A 16,913-nucleotide genomic window follows, 5' to 3' on the forward strand; every position below is an offset into this window, starting at 1 on the left:
GATCGGTCACAGCGCCCTCCTCGTCCGGTACAGCACGGCGACGAACGCCGGCACGCCGATGAGCGAGGTCACCACGCCCACCGGGATCTCCTGCGGGTCCAGCAGCGTGCGCGCCGCCGTGTCCACCCACACCAGGAAGACGGCGCCGGTCAGCGCGGCCACCGGCAGCAGCCGGGCGTGGCCGGCCCCGGTGAGCAGCCGGGTGACGTGCGGGAGGACCAGCCCCACGAACCCGATCGCCCCGGCGGCGCTGACCAGCGCGGCCGTGAGCAGCGCGGTGACGGTCAGCAGTACCAGGCGGGCCCGGGCCACCCGCACGCCCAGATGCGCGGCGGCCTCCTCCCCGAAGGCGAAGGCGTCCAGGGTGCCGGTGTTGGCCAGGCAGACCGCCAGCACGGCGGCCAGCACCAGCGAGCACAGGGCCACGTCGGACCACCCCGCGCCGGAGAGCGAGCCCAGCAGCCAGAACAGCACCCCGCGCGTGGTCTCGGCGTCCGCCGAGGTCAGCACCACGAACGAGGTCAGGGCCGAGAAGAGCTGCATCGCCGCGACCCCGGACAGGACGACGCGGTCCATGCCGCCGCCGAGGGTGTGGGACAGCAGCACCACCGTCCCGAAGGACAGCACCGCCCCGGCGAAGGCCCCCGCCGACAGCGACACCGCTCCGGCTCCCCAGCCCAGGACGATCACGAGCACGGCCCCGGTGGAGGCGCCGGAGGACACCCCCAGCACGAAGGGGTCCGCCAGGGGGTTACGCAGCAGCGACTGCATGACCGCCCCGCACAGCGCCAGCCCGGCCCCGCACACCGCGGCCAGCAGGGCGCGGGGCATGCGCAGGTTCCACACGATGCCGTCGCGCAGCACCGACAGGGGGCTCTGTCCGTGGCCGAGCCGGGCGAGCACGGAGCGCCCGACCTCGGCCACGGTGATGTCGGCCGGGCCGACGGTCACCGCCGCGGCGACCGACACGGCCACCGCCGACAGGCCCAGCGGGACGAGCAGCGCGAGGCGCGCGCCCCTCACTGCGCGAGCCCGAGTTCCCGCAGTCCGGCGGCGACCTGCTCCACACCCTCGACGGTGCGGATCGACGGGTTCATGGCCTGGCCGCTCAGCAGGATGTAGCGCTCCTCGCGCACCGCGGTGAGGTTCCGCGTGGCGGGGTGCCCCTCCAGGAAGTCGATCTTGGCGGCGGCGGTCTCGGCGGTCTGCGACTCGCGGGTCAGGTCGCCCAGCACGATGACGTCCGGGTCGCGGTCGGCGACGGTCTCCCAGTTGATCTGGGGCCACTCGTCGTGGGTGTCGTCGAAGGCGTTCTCTGCGCCGACCGCCCGGGTGATGGCGCCCGGGGCCCCGCAGCACCCGGCCAGGTAGGGGGACTCGGAGTTCGCGAACCAGTACATGAGGGACACCCCGGAGGCGTCCAGGTCCGCGGTGGCGGCCTCCACCCGGCCCTCCAGGCCGGCGACGAGCTCCTCGCCGCGCTCGGGGACCCCGAAGACCCGGGCCAGGTCGCCGATCTCCCCGTAGACGACGTCCAGGGTCAGCGGTTCGCTGCGCGACCCGTCGCCGCCGCTGTCGTTGTCCTTGCCCGCGGCGCAGTCCGAGGGGGAGACGTAGGTGCCCACGCCCAGCTCCTCGAACTGCTCCCGGGTGGCGACGCCGCCGGTGCCCAGGGTGGACTCGAAGGACGCCGTGACGAAGTCGGGCTCGGCCTCCAGGACGCGCTCGAACGAGGGGTTGTTCTCCGCCAGGCGCGGGACGCCCTCGTCGGCCTCCTCCAGGCCCTCCATGATTGGGTCGGTCCAGGTCGCGGTGCCGACCACGCGGTCCTGGAGCCCCAGGGAGTACAGGATCTCGGTGGTGCCCTGGTTGAGGGAGACCACCCGCTCGGGGGGAGCGCCGACGGGCACCTCGTGCCCGCAGTTGTCGAGGGACGCCCCGCCGGCCGGGGCGGAGCCGGCCGCGGCCCGCCCGTCCCCCGGGCCGGGGGAGCAGGCGGTGAGCAGTAGGACGGGGACGAGCAGCAGGGGGCCCGCGAGGGGCATACGGCGGTGCATGGGATGCCTTGCATGTCGGGGCTCGGACGCGGAGCCTGGCATGGGTCGCCCGCGCGGTGTCGGCGCGCGGGGCCAGCAGGTCTTCGGACTCGGGCTCACCCGGACGGAGTGCCTTCCCAGGCCGGTCCGCACCGCCGTTCCCGGCCCGCACGGTCCCGCCCCAGTGGCGTAGTACCCCGCCCGTCCCCCTCACCGCTGCGCGTCAGTTCCGGATTCGCACCGGATTCCCTGACCACCGGAGTGGTACGACTGGCCCGGGCAGGATACCAACGCCGCCCCGGGCGTACGCGGCCGGTCCCGGCGGGAAAAGGCGTTGTCGCCCGGACGGCGCCTCGGCCATAGTGGCGGGACCCCCGGGAGCCCGGCGCCGGGACGCCGGGGATCCGGCGCCGCCGCCCGCGCCCCCGGGCCCCTGCCCTGCCCCGGCACGACCCTGCGCCCCCTCACCAGGAAAGGAACCCCCATGTCCACCCTCCGGGTCACCGCGGAGAGGCTCACCGTCCACCCCCACCCCAACGCCGACGCGCTCGAACTGGCCCAGGTCGGCCTGTTCCGCGCGGTCGTGGCCAAGGGCGCCTACCGCACCGGTGACTGGGCCGTCTACATCCCCGAGAACGCCCTGCTGCCCGACGGCCTCATCGACGAGCTCGGCCTGACCGGCAAGCTCGCGGGCTCCCGGCGCAACCGGGTCAAGGCGATCCGGCTGCGCGGCGAGATCTCCCAGGGCGTCGTCTGCAGCCCGCGGGCGCTGGCCGACCGGGACCTGGCGGCGGCCCACGAGGAGGGCGCGGACTTCGCCGCGGAGCTCGGCGTCACCAAGTGGGTGCCCGAGATCCCGGTGCACATGAGCGGGGAGGTCGTCGCCGCCCCGGACCTGCTGCGCTGGATCGAGGTGGAGAACGCCAAGCGCTACCCGGACGTCTTCACCCCCGGCGAGCCGGTGGTGGCCACGGAGAAGATCCACGGCACCGCCTGCCTGTTCACGCTGGTCGCGGAGACGGGCGAGGAGTTCGTCTCCTCCAAGGGGCACGGGTCGCGCAACTTCGCGCTGGCCTTCGCCGAGGACAACCTGTACTGGCGCTCGGTGCGGACCCACGGGGTGCCCGAGGCGGCCCGCCGGATCGCCGAGAAGTTCGGCGCGGCCCGGGTGGGCGTGTTCGGCGAGGTGTTCGGCGCCGGCGTGCAGGACCTGGGCTACGGCGAGCACGGGCGCAGCGAGCGGCCGGGGTACGCGGTCTTCGACGTGCGCCTGGACGTCGACGGCACCGTGTCCTGGGTCGACGCCGCCGACCTGCCGGGCCTGCTCGCCGAGGTCGGCCTGCCCGCGGTGCCCGAGCTCTACAACGGCCCCTACGACGAGGCCGCGCTGTTCGAGGCGGCCCAGGGCGACGAGACCTGGAGCGGCCGCGCCGCCCACCTGCGCGAGGGCGTGGTGGTCCGGCCCTCCCGCGAGCGCTACTCGCCGGTCCTGGCGGGCCGCGCGATCGCCAAGTTCGTCTCCGACGCCTACCTCACGCGCAAGGGCGGCACCGAGTACGAGTGACCGCCGTGCCGCCGGGGCGCCCCGCCCCGGCGGCACGCGCCCGCCGCGGCCCGGGGCCTGTTCGCCGGGTGTTCTCCTGTGCCATGGGGGCGGCGGGGCGCCCGGCGGGGCTCCGGGGTTCGGAGGAGACGTCCGCGCCCCGCCGGTCCGAGGGCCCGTGATCCTTGAGGAGGTTCCCGCGTGTTCGACTTCGGGATCGGGGGCTACCGCCCCCGGTGGATCATCGGCGCCGCCGCGGTCGGCGCCTACGGCGACCGGCTGCGGGCGCTCGCCGGCCGGCGGCTGACCCGCACCTGGCTGGTCTGGGACGTCGAAGGCGACGAGTGGTTCGCCGACTGCCCCGTGCTCCTCGACTTCGAGGGCGAACAGGTGGAGATCAACCACGCCCGGTTGGACGACCTCTCCATCACCTGGAACACCGTCGACCCCGCGGCCCCGGTCCGGTGGCCGGGGTTCACGCTGTGCTGGCGCCCCGACGCCCACCCCGCTCCGAACGGGCTGCGCGGCCGGGAGCTGCGGGGGGTCGACCTCCTCGAACGCAAGGGGTGCGTCAACGTCCGCTTCCGGTTCGACGGGGGAGACCTGACCGTCCTGAACGCCCTCGACGAGAACGGATTGCGTTTCGACCCGGCCCCCGCGGACCGCCGTCGGGACAGCGGTTGAGACCCCGCGCGGCGGCCTACTGGAGTGACCGATGTGAACGCGGAGCGTTTCAATCCATGATCAAAGGGTTATTCCCCCTGGTGGGCGTTGTGCCCGAATGATCATCTGATCAGAGCAACGGGGGGATTTCATGCGTACCGCTCTCAAGTTGGCCCTCACGGGTCTGTTCGCCGCCGGCCTGCTCGGCGCGGGTGCGGGGGTGGCCAACGCCGCTCCGGCCACGGCCGCCGGCGGGCAGAAGTCCTACGACGAGTGCATCGACGAGCAGAACGCTCTCGGCCTCATCAACCTGGACCTCAACCTGCTCAGCCAGTGCATCACGTCCGACGACTGACCCGCGGTGTCCGTCCCGGTGCGCCGCACCGGGACGGGCCCGGACCGGGCGCGGCCGGCCCCCGCTCTCACTTCGGGGACACCCTCACCCCGAGGAGCCCGCGACCGCCCGGGCGTAGCGCTCGGACAGCGCGCGCAGCAGCGGCACCAGCTCGGCGGGGGACTCCACGGTGAAGTCCATGCCGAGCATGCCCGCGTACACGGCGACCGTGTCCAGGCTGTCGGCGCCGGTGACCAGCACCGAGGTCCCCCCGTCCACCGGTTCGACCACCCCCACCGCCGGGTTGATGCGCTCCAGCACCCGCTCCGCCGGCGCGTGGACCCGCAGCCGCGCGTGCACCTTCCACCCCTGCGAAGCGATCGTCCGCATCGCGAACGCCGTGTGGTCGCCGCCGGGAGGCGGCACCGGGTCGAAGCGCCGCCCGGTCGGCGTCCGCGGCTCCATCCGGTCGACCCGGTAGGTCGACCACACCCCGTCGCGCGGGTCGCGGGCGACCAGGTGCCAGCGGCGCTGCCAGGCCAGCAGCCGGTACGGCTCCACCAGCCGGGGGTCGCCCCCGTAGTCGAACCGCAGCCACTCGCCGTCGCGGACGGCGCGCGCCACCGCCCGCAGCACCCCCGGGTCGACCTCCGGGTCGGGCGCGTCGGTGGCGGTGTTCTCCGGGGCGTGCTCGATCGCCCCGTGCAGCGCGTCGACCGTCGGGCGCAGCCGCGACGGCAGCACCTGTTCGAGTTTGGCGAGCGCCCGGCCGCCCGACTCGGCGACCCCCGAGACGCCCGCCGCCGCACGGAGGCCGACGGCCACGGCGACCGCCTCCTCGTCGTCGAGCAGCAGCGGGGGCATCCGGCCACCCGGTCCGAGCCGGTACCCGCCCGCCGGGCCGCGGGACGCCTCCACCGGGTAGCCGAGACCGCGCAGCCGGTCGACGTCCTTGCGGACGGTGCGGCCGCTGACCCCCAGCCGCTCGGCGAGTTCGGGGCCGGACAGGTCGGGCCGCGACTGCAACAGGGACAACAGGGCCAGGAGCCTGGCCGCCGTGTCGGACATCCGGCACCCCCGGGGATTCTTTCGCAGGCCGTGTGCTCAATGAGGAACGGAACGTTCCTGATAGGACCGTAGCGTCGGAGACATGGAGAACACCAGCGCTTCCGCCGCCACCGACATCCGCCCCTTCACCGTCGCGGTCACCGACGCCGAACTCGCCGACCTGCACGAGCGGCTCGCCCGCACCCGGCTGCCCCAGCCCTCCCCGACCGACGACTGGGAGGCTGGAACCCCCAACGCCTACCTGCGCGAGGCCGTCGACGCCTGGCGGGACTTCGACTGGCGCGCCGCCGAGGCGCGCGTCAACGCCGTCCCGCACTTCACCACCGGTATCGACGGCCAGGACATCCACTTCGTCCACGTCCGCTCGCCGCACGCCGGCGCCACGCCCCTGCTGCTCGCGCACACCTACCCCGGCTCCTCGGTCGACTACCTCGACCTCATCGACGCCCTCACCGACCCGGTCGCCCACGGCGGCCGCGCCGAGGACGCCTTCCACCTGGTCATCCCGGACGCGCCCGGCTACGGCTTCTCCCAGCCGCTCGCCTCCGGGGGGTGGACCACCGCCCGCGTCGCCGCCGCCTACGACACCCTGATGCGCCGGCTCGGCTACGAGGGCTACGGCGTGCACGGCTCCGACAACGGCGCGATGGTCGCCCGGGAGCTCGGACTGCTGGAGCCCGACGGGTTCCTCGGCCTGCACGTGCTGCAGCTCTTCTCGTTCCCCTCGGGCGACCCCGCCGAGTTCGAGCGCATGGAGCCGCGGGACCACGCCGGCCTGGAGCACATGCGGTGGTTCCAGTCGGTGGGCGGCTACAACACGATGAACGCCTCGCGACCGCAGACCGTCGCGGTCGGCCTCAGCGACTCGCCGGTGGGCCTGCTCGCCTACAGCGAGCTGTTCAACTCCTTCGGCAACGGCACCTCGCTGGTGCCGCTGGAGAAGATCCTCCTGGAGGTGAGCGTGAACTGGTTCGCCAACGCCGCCTCCGGGATGGGCCGCTCCTACTTCGAGAACGCGCGGGCCCAGGACGAGCCGCGGGTGAACAGGGCGCCCACGGGCGTCGCGGTCTTCGCCGACGACTTCCAGACCATCCGGGTCCTCGCCGAGCGCGACAACTCCGCCATCGTGCACTGGAACCGGTTCGACAGGGGCGGCCACTTCGCCGCCCTGGAGGTGCCCGACGTCCTCGCCGCCGACATCCGCGCCTTCTTCGCCGCGCTCCGCACCCCCTGAACCCCGGCCGCGGGTCAGCGGTCGGGCCGCACCCACCGGCGCAGCGCGTCGAGCGTGGTGTCCGGCGAGGTGTTGAAGCAGAACACCACGCCCGGGACGAGGGAGGTGATCAGGTTGACCACCCGCTCGAACAGCAGCGTGTGCTCCGGGGCCATGCGCAGCCCCGCGCCGATCATCACGACGCGGACGGGCCGGCCGTCCAGGCACGCGCGGAGCGCGGCCTCGGCCTCGTCGGGGTCGGTGGTGACCTGGCAGGTGACGACGTCGAACCCGGCGTCGCGCACGGCCCTGTCGCCCTCGGCGATCCTGGCCCGCAGCATCTCCTCGGTGACACCCGGGTACCGGTCGAAGTCGACCGTGCTCGGGTGCAGTCCCACCGACAGGACGGCTTCGCTCACCGTGTTCCCCTTCCGTTCCCTGCACGCCGTCGTCCGCGCGCCGCGCGGGGACGACCGGCCCCGGACGGGGCGCGGCTGTAGCGTAGCCGCCGCGGCCCCGGTGTTCCAAGGGGGCGCCCGCGGCGTGCGCACACCGCCTCCGCGGCCCGCGGCACCCCGGACCGCCGGGGGCCGTGCACTCGGCGGAAGTCGCCCGGCGCCGTGCCGGTGGGCGGGGACCTGCCCGCGCCGACGCGCCGCGCGGGGGCGGCGGGCCTCCGGTCGGGGGGCCGCGCACTCCTGCGGAGCGCAGCCCGGGGAGAGCGTGCTCGGCGAACGCCCGCGCGTTGTCGGCCGACCGCACCACCGCCGTCTCGGCGTACTCCCCGTCCGCCCCGCCCGGGCCCGCGACCGCCGCCGGGTCCTCCACGAGCACGGCGCGCGCGGGCACGTCCCGTTCCGCGTGGCCGGCGACGAACACCGCGGCCGGCGCCCGGCCCGGGCGGCGCGGCCGCGGCGGTACCGGGCATGATGGGGGCGGCGACACGGCGGACGGAGGCGGCGGATGCCGGAGCAGCGGATCGGGCGGGCCGTGCGGAGCCTGGGCGGGCTCGCGCTCGGGGACGCCTTCGGCGACCGGTACTTCCTCCCGCCGGACGAGGCGGAGCAGGCGGTCGGCCGGCGGCGGTGGCCGGCCGAGCCCGTCTGGCCCTGGACCGACGACACCGCCATGGCGCTCTCCGTGCTCGCCGTGCTCATCGAGTACGGGCGGATCGACCAGGACGCCCTCGCCGCGGACTTCGCCGCCCGGTACGACCCGGGCCGCGGCTACGGTCCGTCGATGAACCGGCTGCTTCGCCGGATCGGCGACGGGGAGCCGTGGCGCCCGGCCGCCGCCGGGCAGTTCGGCGGCGAGGGCTCCCACGGCAACGGCGCCGCCATGCGGGTGGCCCCGCTGGGCGCCTACTTCGCCGACGACCTCGACCGCGTCGCCGAGGAGGCGGCCCTGTCCGCCACGGTGACCCACACCCACCCCGAGGCCGTCGCCGGCGCGGTCGCGGTGGCCCTGGCCGCCGCCCTGGCGGCGCGCCACCGCGAAGACCCCGCGCCCGACCGCGCGGGGTTCCTCCGCGCGGTCGCCGGACGGCTCGAACCCTCCCGGGTGCGCTCGGGCCTGGAGCGGGCGGCCCGGCTGGCACCGGGTACCGCGCCCGAGCACGCGGCCGCGATGCTGGGCAACGGCACCCTCATGTCGGCCCAGGACACCGTGCCGTTCGCGCTCTGGGCGGCCGCGGGCCATCCGGACGACCTGGCCGAGGCGCTCTGGACGACGGTGGCGGGCCTGGGCGACCGGGACACCACCTGCGCGATCGCCGGGGGCGTCGTGGCGGCCCGCACCGGTGCGGCCGGTGCGCCGGAGCCGTGGTGGGCGAGCCGCGAGCCCCTGCCGGCCTGGGCCGCCGCCCTCGAGGACGCCGGCGCCTGACGGGCCTGCGCTCAGTTCCAGCGGACGCGGTACTCCCGCTCCGTGGTCAGGTCGCTTTCCAGCAGGGCGAGCCCGTGCGGCTCCCTCTCACCGATCGGCCGAAAGGAGATCGGCAGCCCACCGGCGCCCGGCCCGGGGGTTCGCAGGCGCCCGGGGCCGGGCCCGGGCGCCTGCGGAGGTCAGACGCCCAGGGCGTCGAACAGGTGCAGCCAGACCTCGCTGCGCGTGGGGAACGCCGGGACCGCGTGCCGCAGCCTGCGCACCGGCACCTCCCCGACGATCGCGATCGTCGCCGCCTGAAGCATGTCGGCCACGCCCGTCCCCGTGATGGTGGCGCCCACCAGCACCTCCGCGTCCTCGTCGACGAGGAACCGGGCCGTGCCCCGGGTGGCGCCGGTGAACGCCCCGCCCGCGTTCCCGTCCGTCGGCACGTCGACCACGCGCACCCGCAGCCCCGCCTCCCGCGCGCTGGCCGCCGTGTGCCCCACCGAGGCCACCTGCGGCTCGGTGAAGACCACCCGCGGCGCGCCGGGGCCGTCCGCCAGGTGCTCCACCACGATGTCGGAGCCCAGGACGTCGGAGGCCGCGACCGCCGCCTGGTACTTGGCCATGTGCGTGAACAGGGCGCGCCCGTTGAGGTCGCCGATCACGTAGAGCCACTCCAGGCCGGGCACCCGCATCCGTTCGTCGACCTTGACGAACCCCTCGGTCTCGACGCCGACCTCCGCCAGCCCCAGCCCGGCGCTCTGGGGCACCCGGCCGGCGGCCACCAGCACCTCGTCGGCGTGCAGCTCCGCGCCGTCGTCCAGGACCACGGTCACCCGCTCGCCCTCGCGGCGCACGGACACCGCCCGCCGCCCCGTGCGCAGGTCCACGCCCTGCTCCACCAGGGACGCGCCGACCTGCTCACCGACGAACGCCTCCTCGCGGGGCAGCAGCCCCCGGTTCCCGGCCACCAGGGTCACCGCGGCGCCCAGCGACCGGTACGCCTGGCTCATCTCGGTGCCCACGACCCCGCCGCCGATCACGACCAGCGACCCCGGGACCTCCCGGGCGGTCGTGGCCTCCCGGTTGGTCCAGGGCCGGGCGTCGGCGAGCCCGTCGATCGGCGGCAGCGCCGCCCGGGTGCCCCCGGCCAGGATCACCGCGCGCCGGGCCCGCAGCACCGTGTCGCCGACCGCCACCCGCCGGTCGCCGATCAGCCGTCCCCGGCCGCGGAACAGCGTGATCCCGTGCTCCTCCAGCCACGGCAGTTGGCCGTCGTCGCGCAGTCCGCCGTCCTCGCCGCGCCCGCCGATGATCTCGTCGCGGCGGCGCAGCACGGCGCCGACGTCCACCGGCCCGGTCACCGCGGCCGCGGCCCCGGGCACCCGGCGCGCCTCGATCAGCAGCTCGCCCGGGCGCAGCAGGGCCTTCGACGGCATGCAGGCGTAGTACGAGCACTCCCCGCCGACCTTGTCGGCCTCCACGATCGCGACGCTCAGCCCGGCGTCGGCGAGTCTTCCGGCGGCGACCTCGCCGCCGGGTCCGGCCCCTACCACCACCGCGTCGAATTCGGTCTCGTCCATGCCCGCCCCGTCCGTGTCCGCCGTCGTCCTGTGCGCCGGTCGCTCCACCCTCTCACCACCGGGCCGCCACCCGGGAGGTGCTCGGCCGACTTCCGTGCCGGCGGCGGTCCCGGCCCCGCCCCACCCCGGCCCGGCCCTGGACCAGGGCCGGGGCCGGGGCCGGTCGGCGTCAGCGGCCCTCGGGGGTGAGGGTCCGCGTCCAGAGGGAGTCCCCGTTGGCGTCCCGCAGGAAGACGGTGAGCTCCTTGCTCCCGCGGTCGATCTCGATCTCGCCGAAGTGCTGGTAGCCGTCGAGCGGCGAGGTGTTCGCCACGGGCGGGGCGTGCTGGAACACCACCTCGGGCCCGAAGGTGGGGTCGAGCGCGTTGGGCCCGAACGCGCCGGCGTGCAGCGGCCCGGACACGAACTCCCAGAACGGGGTGAACTCGCGGCTGCTCGCGCGGTCGGGGGAGTAGTGGTGCGCGGCGGTGTAGTGGACGTCGGCCGTCACCCACACCACGTTCCGCGCGCCCCGGCGGTGCAGGCCGTGCAGCACCCCGTCGAGTTCGGCCTCGCGCCCGCGCGGTTCGCCGGGCAGGCCGTTGGCCACCGCCTCGATGCCCTCGCCGTCGCGCACGATCACGCCGATCGGCATGTCGGAGGCGATCACCTTCCAGGTCGCGGTGGACGCCGAGACCTCCTCGACCAGCCAGCGCGCCTGGGCGGCGCCGAGGACGCGCTCGAAGGCGGCCGTCCCCGCCGAGTTGGGGTCCCGGTAGGGCCGCATGTCGATGACGAAGACGTCCAGGTCGGGGCCGTAGGACAGCTTGCGGTGGATCCTGCCGTCCACCGCCTCGGCCGGGACGATGGGCATCCACTCGTGGAAGGCCCGGTGGGCCCGCCGGGCCAGGAGGTCGACGTCGGTCTCGGTGTAGCGGGGGTCGTCCAGGATCTCGCCCGGGTACCAGTTGTTGACGACCTCGTGGTCGTCCCACTGCACGATCTGCGGGACCCGGGCGGCGAAGTCGCGCAGCGCCCCGTCGAGCAGGTTGTAGGCGTACTGGCCGCGGAACTGGGCCAGCGTCTGCGCGACCGCCGCCTTCTCCTCGGTGACCACGTTGCGCCACGTGCGCCCGTCGGGCAGCACGACGCTCTCCTGGAGCGGGCCGTCGGCGTAGACCGCGTCGCCCAGGTGGAGGAAGAAGTCCGGGTCGCGGTCGGCCATGGAGGCGAAGATCGGCATGCCGCCGATGTCGGGGTTGATGCCCCAGCCCTGGCCCGCGACGTCTCCGGAGAACACGAAGCGGATCGTGTCGCCTCCGCCGCCCCCGGCGGTGCGGAAGCCGCCTTCGAGGACCTCGCTGGAGTACCGCCCGTTCTCGGCGTGCACCCGCAGGTACACCTCCCGGCCCGGGGGGAGGCCGGTGATGCGGACCCGCCCCGTGCCGTCGGCGGCCGGGGTGAGCCGCGGCCCGCGGACCGTGCGCGCGTCGCGGAAGTCGGGCCGGGTGGCGACCTCGACCACCATCCGCGCGGGGCGGTCGGACCGCGTCCAGACCACGGCCCCGTCGGCGCGGGGGTCGCCGAGCTGGATGCCGTGCGTCAGCACCGGGCGGTTCCGGCCCTGGGCGAAAGCGGGCGCGGCCCCGCCTCCGGCCAGGAGCGCGCTCGCGGTGCCCGCGGCGCCCAGGCGGAGGGCGGACCGGCGCGAGAGGTGGGTGCGTACCATGGAGGCTCCTCGTTGTGGGGGAGTGGTCACCCACGGTTTCTATCCGGAACTTCCGTCCCCCGCCTGAACGAGAGCCGACACGCGGACGAATACGGCCCCGGGCGACCGCCCCGGACGGCGGGCCGTGATCCCCGGGCGGCGAGAGGCCGCGGTCCCCGGGCGTGCGGCACGGCGGCCCCTTCCGGCCCGGCCGCGGCCGCCCCTCAGGTGTCGGAGACGGTGATCGCGCCCGAGGGGCAGAGCCCGGCGGCCTCGGCCGCCCGGCCGCGCAGCCCGGGCGGCGGCACCGGCGCAAGCAGCACGACCCGCCCGTCCCCGTCGTCCTGGTCGAACACCTCCGGCGCGGTCAGCGCGCACATCCCCGCTCCGACGCAGACCTCCCGGTCCGCCCGGACCCTCATGCCCTCCCCCTCCCCCAGGTGACGGGAAGCCGGTGGACGCCGTAGATGGCCATGTCCTCCCGGGTGGGCACCTCCTCCTCCGGCACGGCCGGACGCAGGTCCGGGAAACGGGCGAACAGCGCCGGGTAGGCGACCTGCATCTCCACGCGGGCGAGCTGCTGGCCCAGGCACTGGTGGATGCCGTGGCCGAAGGCGAGGTGTCCGCCGGCCGGGCGGTCCGGGTCCAGGGAGTCGGGTGCGGCGAAGACGTCGGGGTCGCGGTTGGCCGCCGCGATGGAGACGGTGACCGTCTCGCCCGCGCGGACCCGCCGCCCGCCCAGTTCCAGGTCCTCCAGGGCGGTGCGCGTGGTGAAGGGGACGATGCTCAGGTAGCGCAGCAGCTCCTCGACGACGCGGGCGCTCCGCTCCGGCCCCTCGCGCAGGGCGGCGAGCTGCTCGGGGTGGCCCAGCAGCAGGAGGACGCCCAGGCCCAGCATGTTGGCCGTGGTGTCCAACCCGGCGCCGAGCAGGAGGAACGCGATGTTGGTGAGCTCGTCGTCCTCCAGGTCGCTGTCGGCGGCCAGGTCGCCGAGGAGGTCGTCGGTGGGCGCGGCGCGCTTGTCGGCCACCAGCTCCCGCAGGATGTCCTGCGTCCTGGTGTAGGCGGCGAACTTCTCCTCGGGGGTCGAGTCCACGTGCGAGGCCGCCGCGACCGTTCGGTGGAACGGGCCCACGGCGTGGTCGGGCACCCCCAGGAGCTCGGCGATCACCAGTGCGGGGATCGGGGAGGCGTACACCTCCCCCAGGTCCACCGGAGGGGTGAGCCGTTCCATGGAGTCGAGGTGTTCGGCGGTGATCTGCTCGACGCGCTCGGTGAGCCGGCGCATCCGGCGGACGGTGAACCGCCCGGTGAGCAGGCGCCGGTAGCGGGTGTGCTCGGGCGCGTCGTGGCCGATGAAGAGCCCCCGCGGGGCCGGAGGGGGCGGAGTGGGGGGCGCCCCGGGCGAGGGGTTGTGCCTGAGCTCGTTGCGGGCGCTGAACCGGGGGTCGGCCAGGACCTGCCGGACCAGGGCGTGGCCGGTCACCAGCCAGCCGGTGTGCCCGCCGGGGTAGGACAGGCGGCTGACCGGTTCCTCGGCGCGCAGCCGGGACAGGTCGGCGGGCGGGTCGAAGGGCGTGGGCCGGGCGGTGGGCAGCGGGGCTGCCCCGCCGGGTACGGTCGCGGTCATCTCGGGTCTCCTTCGGAAAGGGCTCGTGGCCGGCGGGGCGCCGCCGTCAGGTCTCGTGGCCGTTGGGGCGGAAGCGCGTGTGCGCCAGCACGGCGAGGAGGAACTCCTCGGCCTGGCGCACGGTGGTGCCCTCGGGGTGCGTGGTCAGGTGCACCGTGACGGCTCCGGCGAGGATCTGCCGGATGATCTCCAGGTCGGTGTCCCGGGGGAGGCGGCCGCGTTCCCGTTCGCGTTCGAGGACCCTGCGGATGAGCGCGTTGCGGGGCTCGGTGCTGAGCCTGCGGAACGCCGCGGCGAACTCGGGGTGGTCCCGGGCCGCCGGCATCAGGCGCAGCATCAGCTTGCGGATGCGGGCGTTCTCGGGAGCCTCGAGCGCGTGGGCCCACCACCGGAGCATCTCCTCGACGCCGCTCGGTTCGGGCAGCTCCTCCGGCTGGTACCGGAAGGCCCAGTGGATCGCCGCGATGAGCAGCTCCGTCCTGTCGCTGTACCGCCGGTAGACGGTCGGGCGGGAGACCCCCGCGCGCTTGGCGACCCGGTCGATGCCGACCCCGTCGAGGCCGACCTCGATCATCAGGTCCGCCGCGGCCTCCAGGATGTCCTCGTCGACCTGTGAACTCCGGGGCCGGCCGGGGCGGGCCGGGGACTGCTGTGTCATACCTGAAAAATTACAATACAGGTGTGTAATGTTTCAAGCCCCCGGAAGACGACCCCGGGCGGCGGCCGGGAGCGCCCCTGTCGTCCGCGCCCGTGCACCTCGCCGTGGTCCTGTCCTCGGCACGGCCCGGACGCCCGGGGCCGGAGCGACACGTCCTGCGCGGGAGGGACGCCACCGCGCGACCCGTGTGGACGCGCGCGTTCGCCTATCCGCTATCCGCGGCGTCGGAGCCCCGGAACCACGCCGATCGGCTCCGTGCCCCGGTATGGCATAATCCGTTGTCCTCTGTTCGGCCCCGTGAGAGCATCGGGCCCCCGTGGTCCGCCCCCTCCCCTCCGCGTTCCTCCGCGGAAGGGATGAGGACGCGGGCCGCTCTCACGTCCACGGCTCCGAGTGATCCCTCGACATCAGCGAATGGCAGGTCCGTTTGATGCGCATGACAGGGCCGGGGGAGGCCCGCCTCGAGGACGCGGACAACGTCCTGGTCGTCCCCGCCGCGTCGCGGGACGACGACCCGGCCGGGAACTTCTTCGGGACCGTGGTCACGCCGGAGGACCTCGCCTCCGGGGCGTTCGACCCCGCGCGCAAGACCGTCTACCTCTACGGCGACGTGTCCGCCGCCGGCGCCGACCGGCTGCGGGAGGCGGACCGGGTGTTCGCCGTCCGGGACCCGGAGCCCGGTCGCCGCGGGGACGCCGACGGGCCCTGGACCACCGTCGGCCCCGGCCGGGTCCCCGTCCGCGTGCACGGCGCCGGCGTGTACTACCGCCGCTTCTTCGACCCCGGCGCCGACCACTTCGGGCGGATCCGCGCGGAGCACGCGTTCCAGTCCCTGACGGAGTCCACCAAGCCGGGGACGGCCCACCGCAGCGGGATCTACCTGACACCCGTCACCGGGAGCGGCGACGAACTGCACTTCCGCCTGCTCCGGTGCTCCACGAACCTGTCGGGGCCGACCGAGGACTTCGGGCCGACCGACACGGACGTCGTCGGGGCCCTGAACCGCGAGGCCGCCGCCGTCTTCCGGGGCCACGCGCCGCTCAACCACGTCCTCGCGCAGATCTACCACAACACCGCCGCCACGGCCGGGCGCAAGCAGTCCAAGGCCGGGATCTCCTCCCACGCCGACAAGACCAAGGACATGCCCGTCAACGGGATCATGGCCTTCTGCACCTTCTACGACGGGCTCGACGGGCTGCGGCCCCTGGCCGGGGACGCCTTCGACCGCGGGGTGAAGACCACCAGCGGACTGACGCGGCTCCGCTTCCGCCTCAAGGAGGCGGCCGCGGAACACGGCGGGGACGCGCTCCCGCCGCAGTTCACGCTGACCCTGTATCCCGGCTCCGTGTTCTTCATGCCGCTGTCCACCAACCGCCTGTACACGCACGAGATCCGGCCCTCGTCCCTGGACGCCGCCCTGCTCCCGACCCGCCTGGGGTACGTGGTGCGCTGTTCGGACACCGAGGCCGTCCACAGGGACGGCCGCACGTTCCTCAAGGCGCCCGGCGGCCCGGTGGCGCTGGAGCCGCCCACCCCGGAGGGCATGGACGAGCTGCGCAGGCTGTACGCCGAGGAGAACAGGACCTCGTCCTTCGTCGACTACGGCGACCGGTTCCGCTTCAGTATGAACACGGGAGACTACCTTGCCCCCCGAATCCACGATCTCGGATGAGGTCGTCTCCTGCGCACTTCCGGCGGGGGAGGACCTCTTCACCGAACTGTCCGCGTCGGTCCGCTGGGAGGACCTGGGGAAGGGCCGGCGGGGCGCCGTTCTCGCCAGGGTCGACGAGGCGGGCGGTGTGCCCCTGGTGCGCACCACCACCCGGTACGGCCTCCCGGCGCAGCGCTTCCGGGAGGTGCACGAACGGCTGGCGCGCCGGGTCCGCGAACGCGCGGCGGTCCCCGTCGGCTTCGACAACGCCCTCGTCGAGAGCTACACGAACGCCTACAGGACCATGGGCGCCCACTCCGACCAGGCCCTCGACCTGGCCGAGGGGTCGTTCATCGCCGTTCTCTCCTGCTACCGGGACCCCGGGGCGGGACCGCTGAGGAAACTGGTCTTCGAGTCGAAGGGGGGCGGCGCCGAGAGGTTCGAGGTCCCCCTCGCCCACAACGGGATCGTCGCCTTCTCCGTCGCGACGAACCGGCGCCTCAAGCACAGGATCGTGCTGGACACGTCGGGCGGGTCCGGGGACGGGGACGCCGAGTGGCTGGGGGTGACCTTCCGGACGTCGAAGACCCGCGTCCGCTTCCGCGACGGGCACGCGTACCTCCCGCAGGGGGTCCGCCTCACGCCGGCGGACGAGGAGCAGAGGGTCGAGTTCTACCGGATGCGGCGCCGCGAGAACAACGAAACGGACTTCACCTACCCCCCGCTGACGTACACCGTCAGCGAGAGCGACCTGATGCCGCCCGTGTGACCCCGGGGCGACCGGCCGGTCCCCGGCCGCATCCGGGTCTCCGGGGGACCGCATCGGCCCGACCGGGAGGCACCGGCCCGCGGCGGATCGCGCCCCGGGGGACGGCTGCGGGCACGTGCGGGGCCGCGTCCACCGTCCGCCGCCACCCGGCGGGCGCCCCGGACACGGCGGCCGGACGGCTCCCGCGGCCCGCCCGGCACCGGCGGCCT

16 protein-coding genes and 1 riboswitch are annotated in these 16,913 nt (G+C 74.9%); of the genes, 7 read left to right on the plus strand and 9 right to left on the minus strand.

Features of this window, described 5'->3' with window-relative positions:
* Positions 1-6 precede the first annotated feature (6 nt).
* Positions 7-1,023, minus strand: a complete 1,017-nt coding sequence (locus tag KGD84_RS13965) for a FecCD family ABC transporter permease (protein WP_220560765.1) — start codon at positions 1,021-1,023, stop codon at positions 7-9.
* The gene (locus tag KGD84_RS13970; protein ID WP_220560767.1) at positions 1,020-2,057 is read right to left on the minus strand and encodes an ABC transporter substrate-binding protein; all 1,038 of its coding nucleotides are present in this window, start codon (positions 2,055-2,057) and stop codon (positions 1,020-1,022) included. Before KGD84_RS13970 ends, KGD84_RS13965 begins: the two co-directional genes overlap by 4 nt.
* 57 nt (positions 2,058-2,114) lie before the next feature.
* A riboswitch (cobalamin riboswitch) is annotated at positions 2,115-2,326 on the minus strand.
* 194 nt (positions 2,327-2,520) lie between these two features.
* Here KGD84_RS13970 and KGD84_RS13975 point away from each other — a divergent pair.
* From KGD84_RS13975 to KGD84_RS13985, 3 genes are all read left to right on the plus strand, one after another.
* On the plus strand, positions 2,521-3,600 hold the full coding sequence (locus KGD84_RS13975) for an RNA ligase (ATP) (protein WP_220560768.1): 1,080 nt from the start codon (positions 2,521-2,523) through the stop codon (positions 3,598-3,600).
* A 180-nt stretch (positions 3,601-3,780) separates the two neighbouring features.
* Positions 3,781-4,263 (plus strand): hypothetical protein, encoded by a 483-nt coding sequence (locus KGD84_RS13980; protein ID WP_220560769.1) that lies wholly within the window; start codon positions 3,781-3,783, stop codon positions 4,261-4,263.
* Positions 4,264-4,393: 130 nt separating this feature from the next.
* Positions 4,394-4,597, plus strand: a complete 204-nt coding sequence (locus KGD84_RS13985) for a hypothetical protein (protein WP_220560770.1) — start codon at positions 4,394-4,396, stop codon at positions 4,595-4,597.
* An 84-nt stretch (positions 4,598-4,681) separates the two neighbouring features.
* Here KGD84_RS13985 and KGD84_RS13990 read toward each other — a convergent pair whose 3' ends face one another.
* The gene (locus tag KGD84_RS13990; RefSeq protein ID WP_220560771.1) at positions 4,682-5,644 is read right to left on the minus strand and encodes a helix-turn-helix transcriptional regulator; all 963 of its coding nucleotides are present in this window, start codon (positions 5,642-5,644) and stop codon (positions 4,682-4,684) included.
* Between the two features lie 82 nt (positions 5,645-5,726).
* On the opposite strand from KGD84_RS13990, the gene KGD84_RS13995 reads away from it, so the two are divergent.
* Entirely contained in the window at positions 5,727-6,878 is a 1,152-nt protein-coding gene (locus tag KGD84_RS13995) for an epoxide hydrolase family protein (protein ID WP_220560772.1), read from the plus strand.
* Positions 6,879-6,892: 14 nt separating this feature from the next.
* On the opposite strand, the gene KGD84_RS14000 is transcribed toward KGD84_RS13995, so the two are convergent.
* Positions 6,893-7,276: a hypothetical protein gene (locus KGD84_RS14000; RefSeq protein ID WP_220560773.1), complete on the minus strand. Its 384-nt coding sequence runs from the start codon at positions 7,274-7,276 to the stop codon at positions 6,893-6,895.
* A 544-nt stretch (positions 7,277-7,820) separates the two neighbouring features.
* Between KGD84_RS14000 and KGD84_RS14005 the strand changes: the two genes are divergently transcribed.
* Positions 7,821-8,741: an ADP-ribosylglycohydrolase family protein gene (locus tag KGD84_RS14005; RefSeq protein ID WP_220560774.1), complete on the plus strand. Its 921-nt coding sequence runs from the start codon at positions 7,821-7,823 to the stop codon at positions 8,739-8,741.
* A 179-nt stretch (positions 8,742-8,920) separates the two neighbouring features.
* On the opposite strand, the gene KGD84_RS14010 is transcribed toward KGD84_RS14005, so the two are convergent.
* From KGD84_RS14010 to KGD84_RS14030, 5 genes are all read right to left on the minus strand, one after another.
* Positions 8,921-10,309, minus strand: coding sequence for a dihydrolipoyl dehydrogenase family protein (locus tag KGD84_RS14010; protein WP_220560776.1), 1,389 nt, complete (start codon positions 10,307-10,309; stop codon positions 8,921-8,923).
* Between the two features lie 169 nt (positions 10,310-10,478).
* On the minus strand, positions 10,479-12,017 hold the full coding sequence (locus KGD84_RS14015) for an alkaline phosphatase D family protein (protein ID WP_220560777.1): 1,539 nt from the start codon (positions 12,015-12,017) through the stop codon (positions 10,479-10,481).
* 203 nt (positions 12,018-12,220) lie between these two features.
* On the minus strand, positions 12,221-12,418 hold the full coding sequence (locus KGD84_RS14020; protein ID WP_220560778.1) for a ferredoxin: 198 nt from the start codon (positions 12,416-12,418) through the stop codon (positions 12,221-12,223).
* On the minus strand, positions 12,415-13,626 hold the full coding sequence (locus KGD84_RS14025; RefSeq protein ID WP_220560779.1) for a cytochrome P450: 1,212 nt from the start codon (positions 13,624-13,626) through the stop codon (positions 12,415-12,417). Before KGD84_RS14025 ends, KGD84_RS14020 begins: the two co-directional genes overlap by 4 nt.
* 46 nt (positions 13,627-13,672) lie before the next feature.
* The gene (locus tag KGD84_RS14030; RefSeq protein ID WP_220560780.1) at positions 13,673-14,284 is read right to left on the minus strand and encodes a TetR/AcrR family transcriptional regulator; all 612 of its coding nucleotides are present in this window, start codon (positions 14,282-14,284) and stop codon (positions 13,673-13,675) included.
* Between the two features lie 430 nt (positions 14,285-14,714).
* On the opposite strand from KGD84_RS14030, the gene KGD84_RS14035 reads away from it, so the two are divergent.
* Both KGD84_RS14035 and KGD84_RS14040 read left to right on the plus strand, forming a co-directional pair.
* On the plus strand, positions 14,715-15,956 hold the full coding sequence (locus tag KGD84_RS14035) for a hypothetical protein (protein WP_220560781.1): 1,242 nt from the start codon (positions 14,715-14,717) through the stop codon (positions 15,954-15,956).
* Positions 15,928-16,704 (plus strand): hypothetical protein, encoded by a 777-nt coding sequence (locus KGD84_RS14040; protein WP_220560782.1) that lies wholly within the window; start codon positions 15,928-15,930, stop codon positions 16,702-16,704. Before KGD84_RS14035 ends, KGD84_RS14040 begins: the two co-directional genes overlap by 29 nt.
* Positions 16,705-16,913: the final 209 nt, after the last annotated feature.

The sequence above is a fragment of the Nocardiopsis changdeensis genome, assembly GCF_018316655.1.
In the GTDB taxonomy this organism is placed as follows: Bacteria; Actinomycetota; Actinomycetes; order Streptosporangiales; family Streptosporangiaceae; genus Nocardiopsis; species Nocardiopsis changdeensis.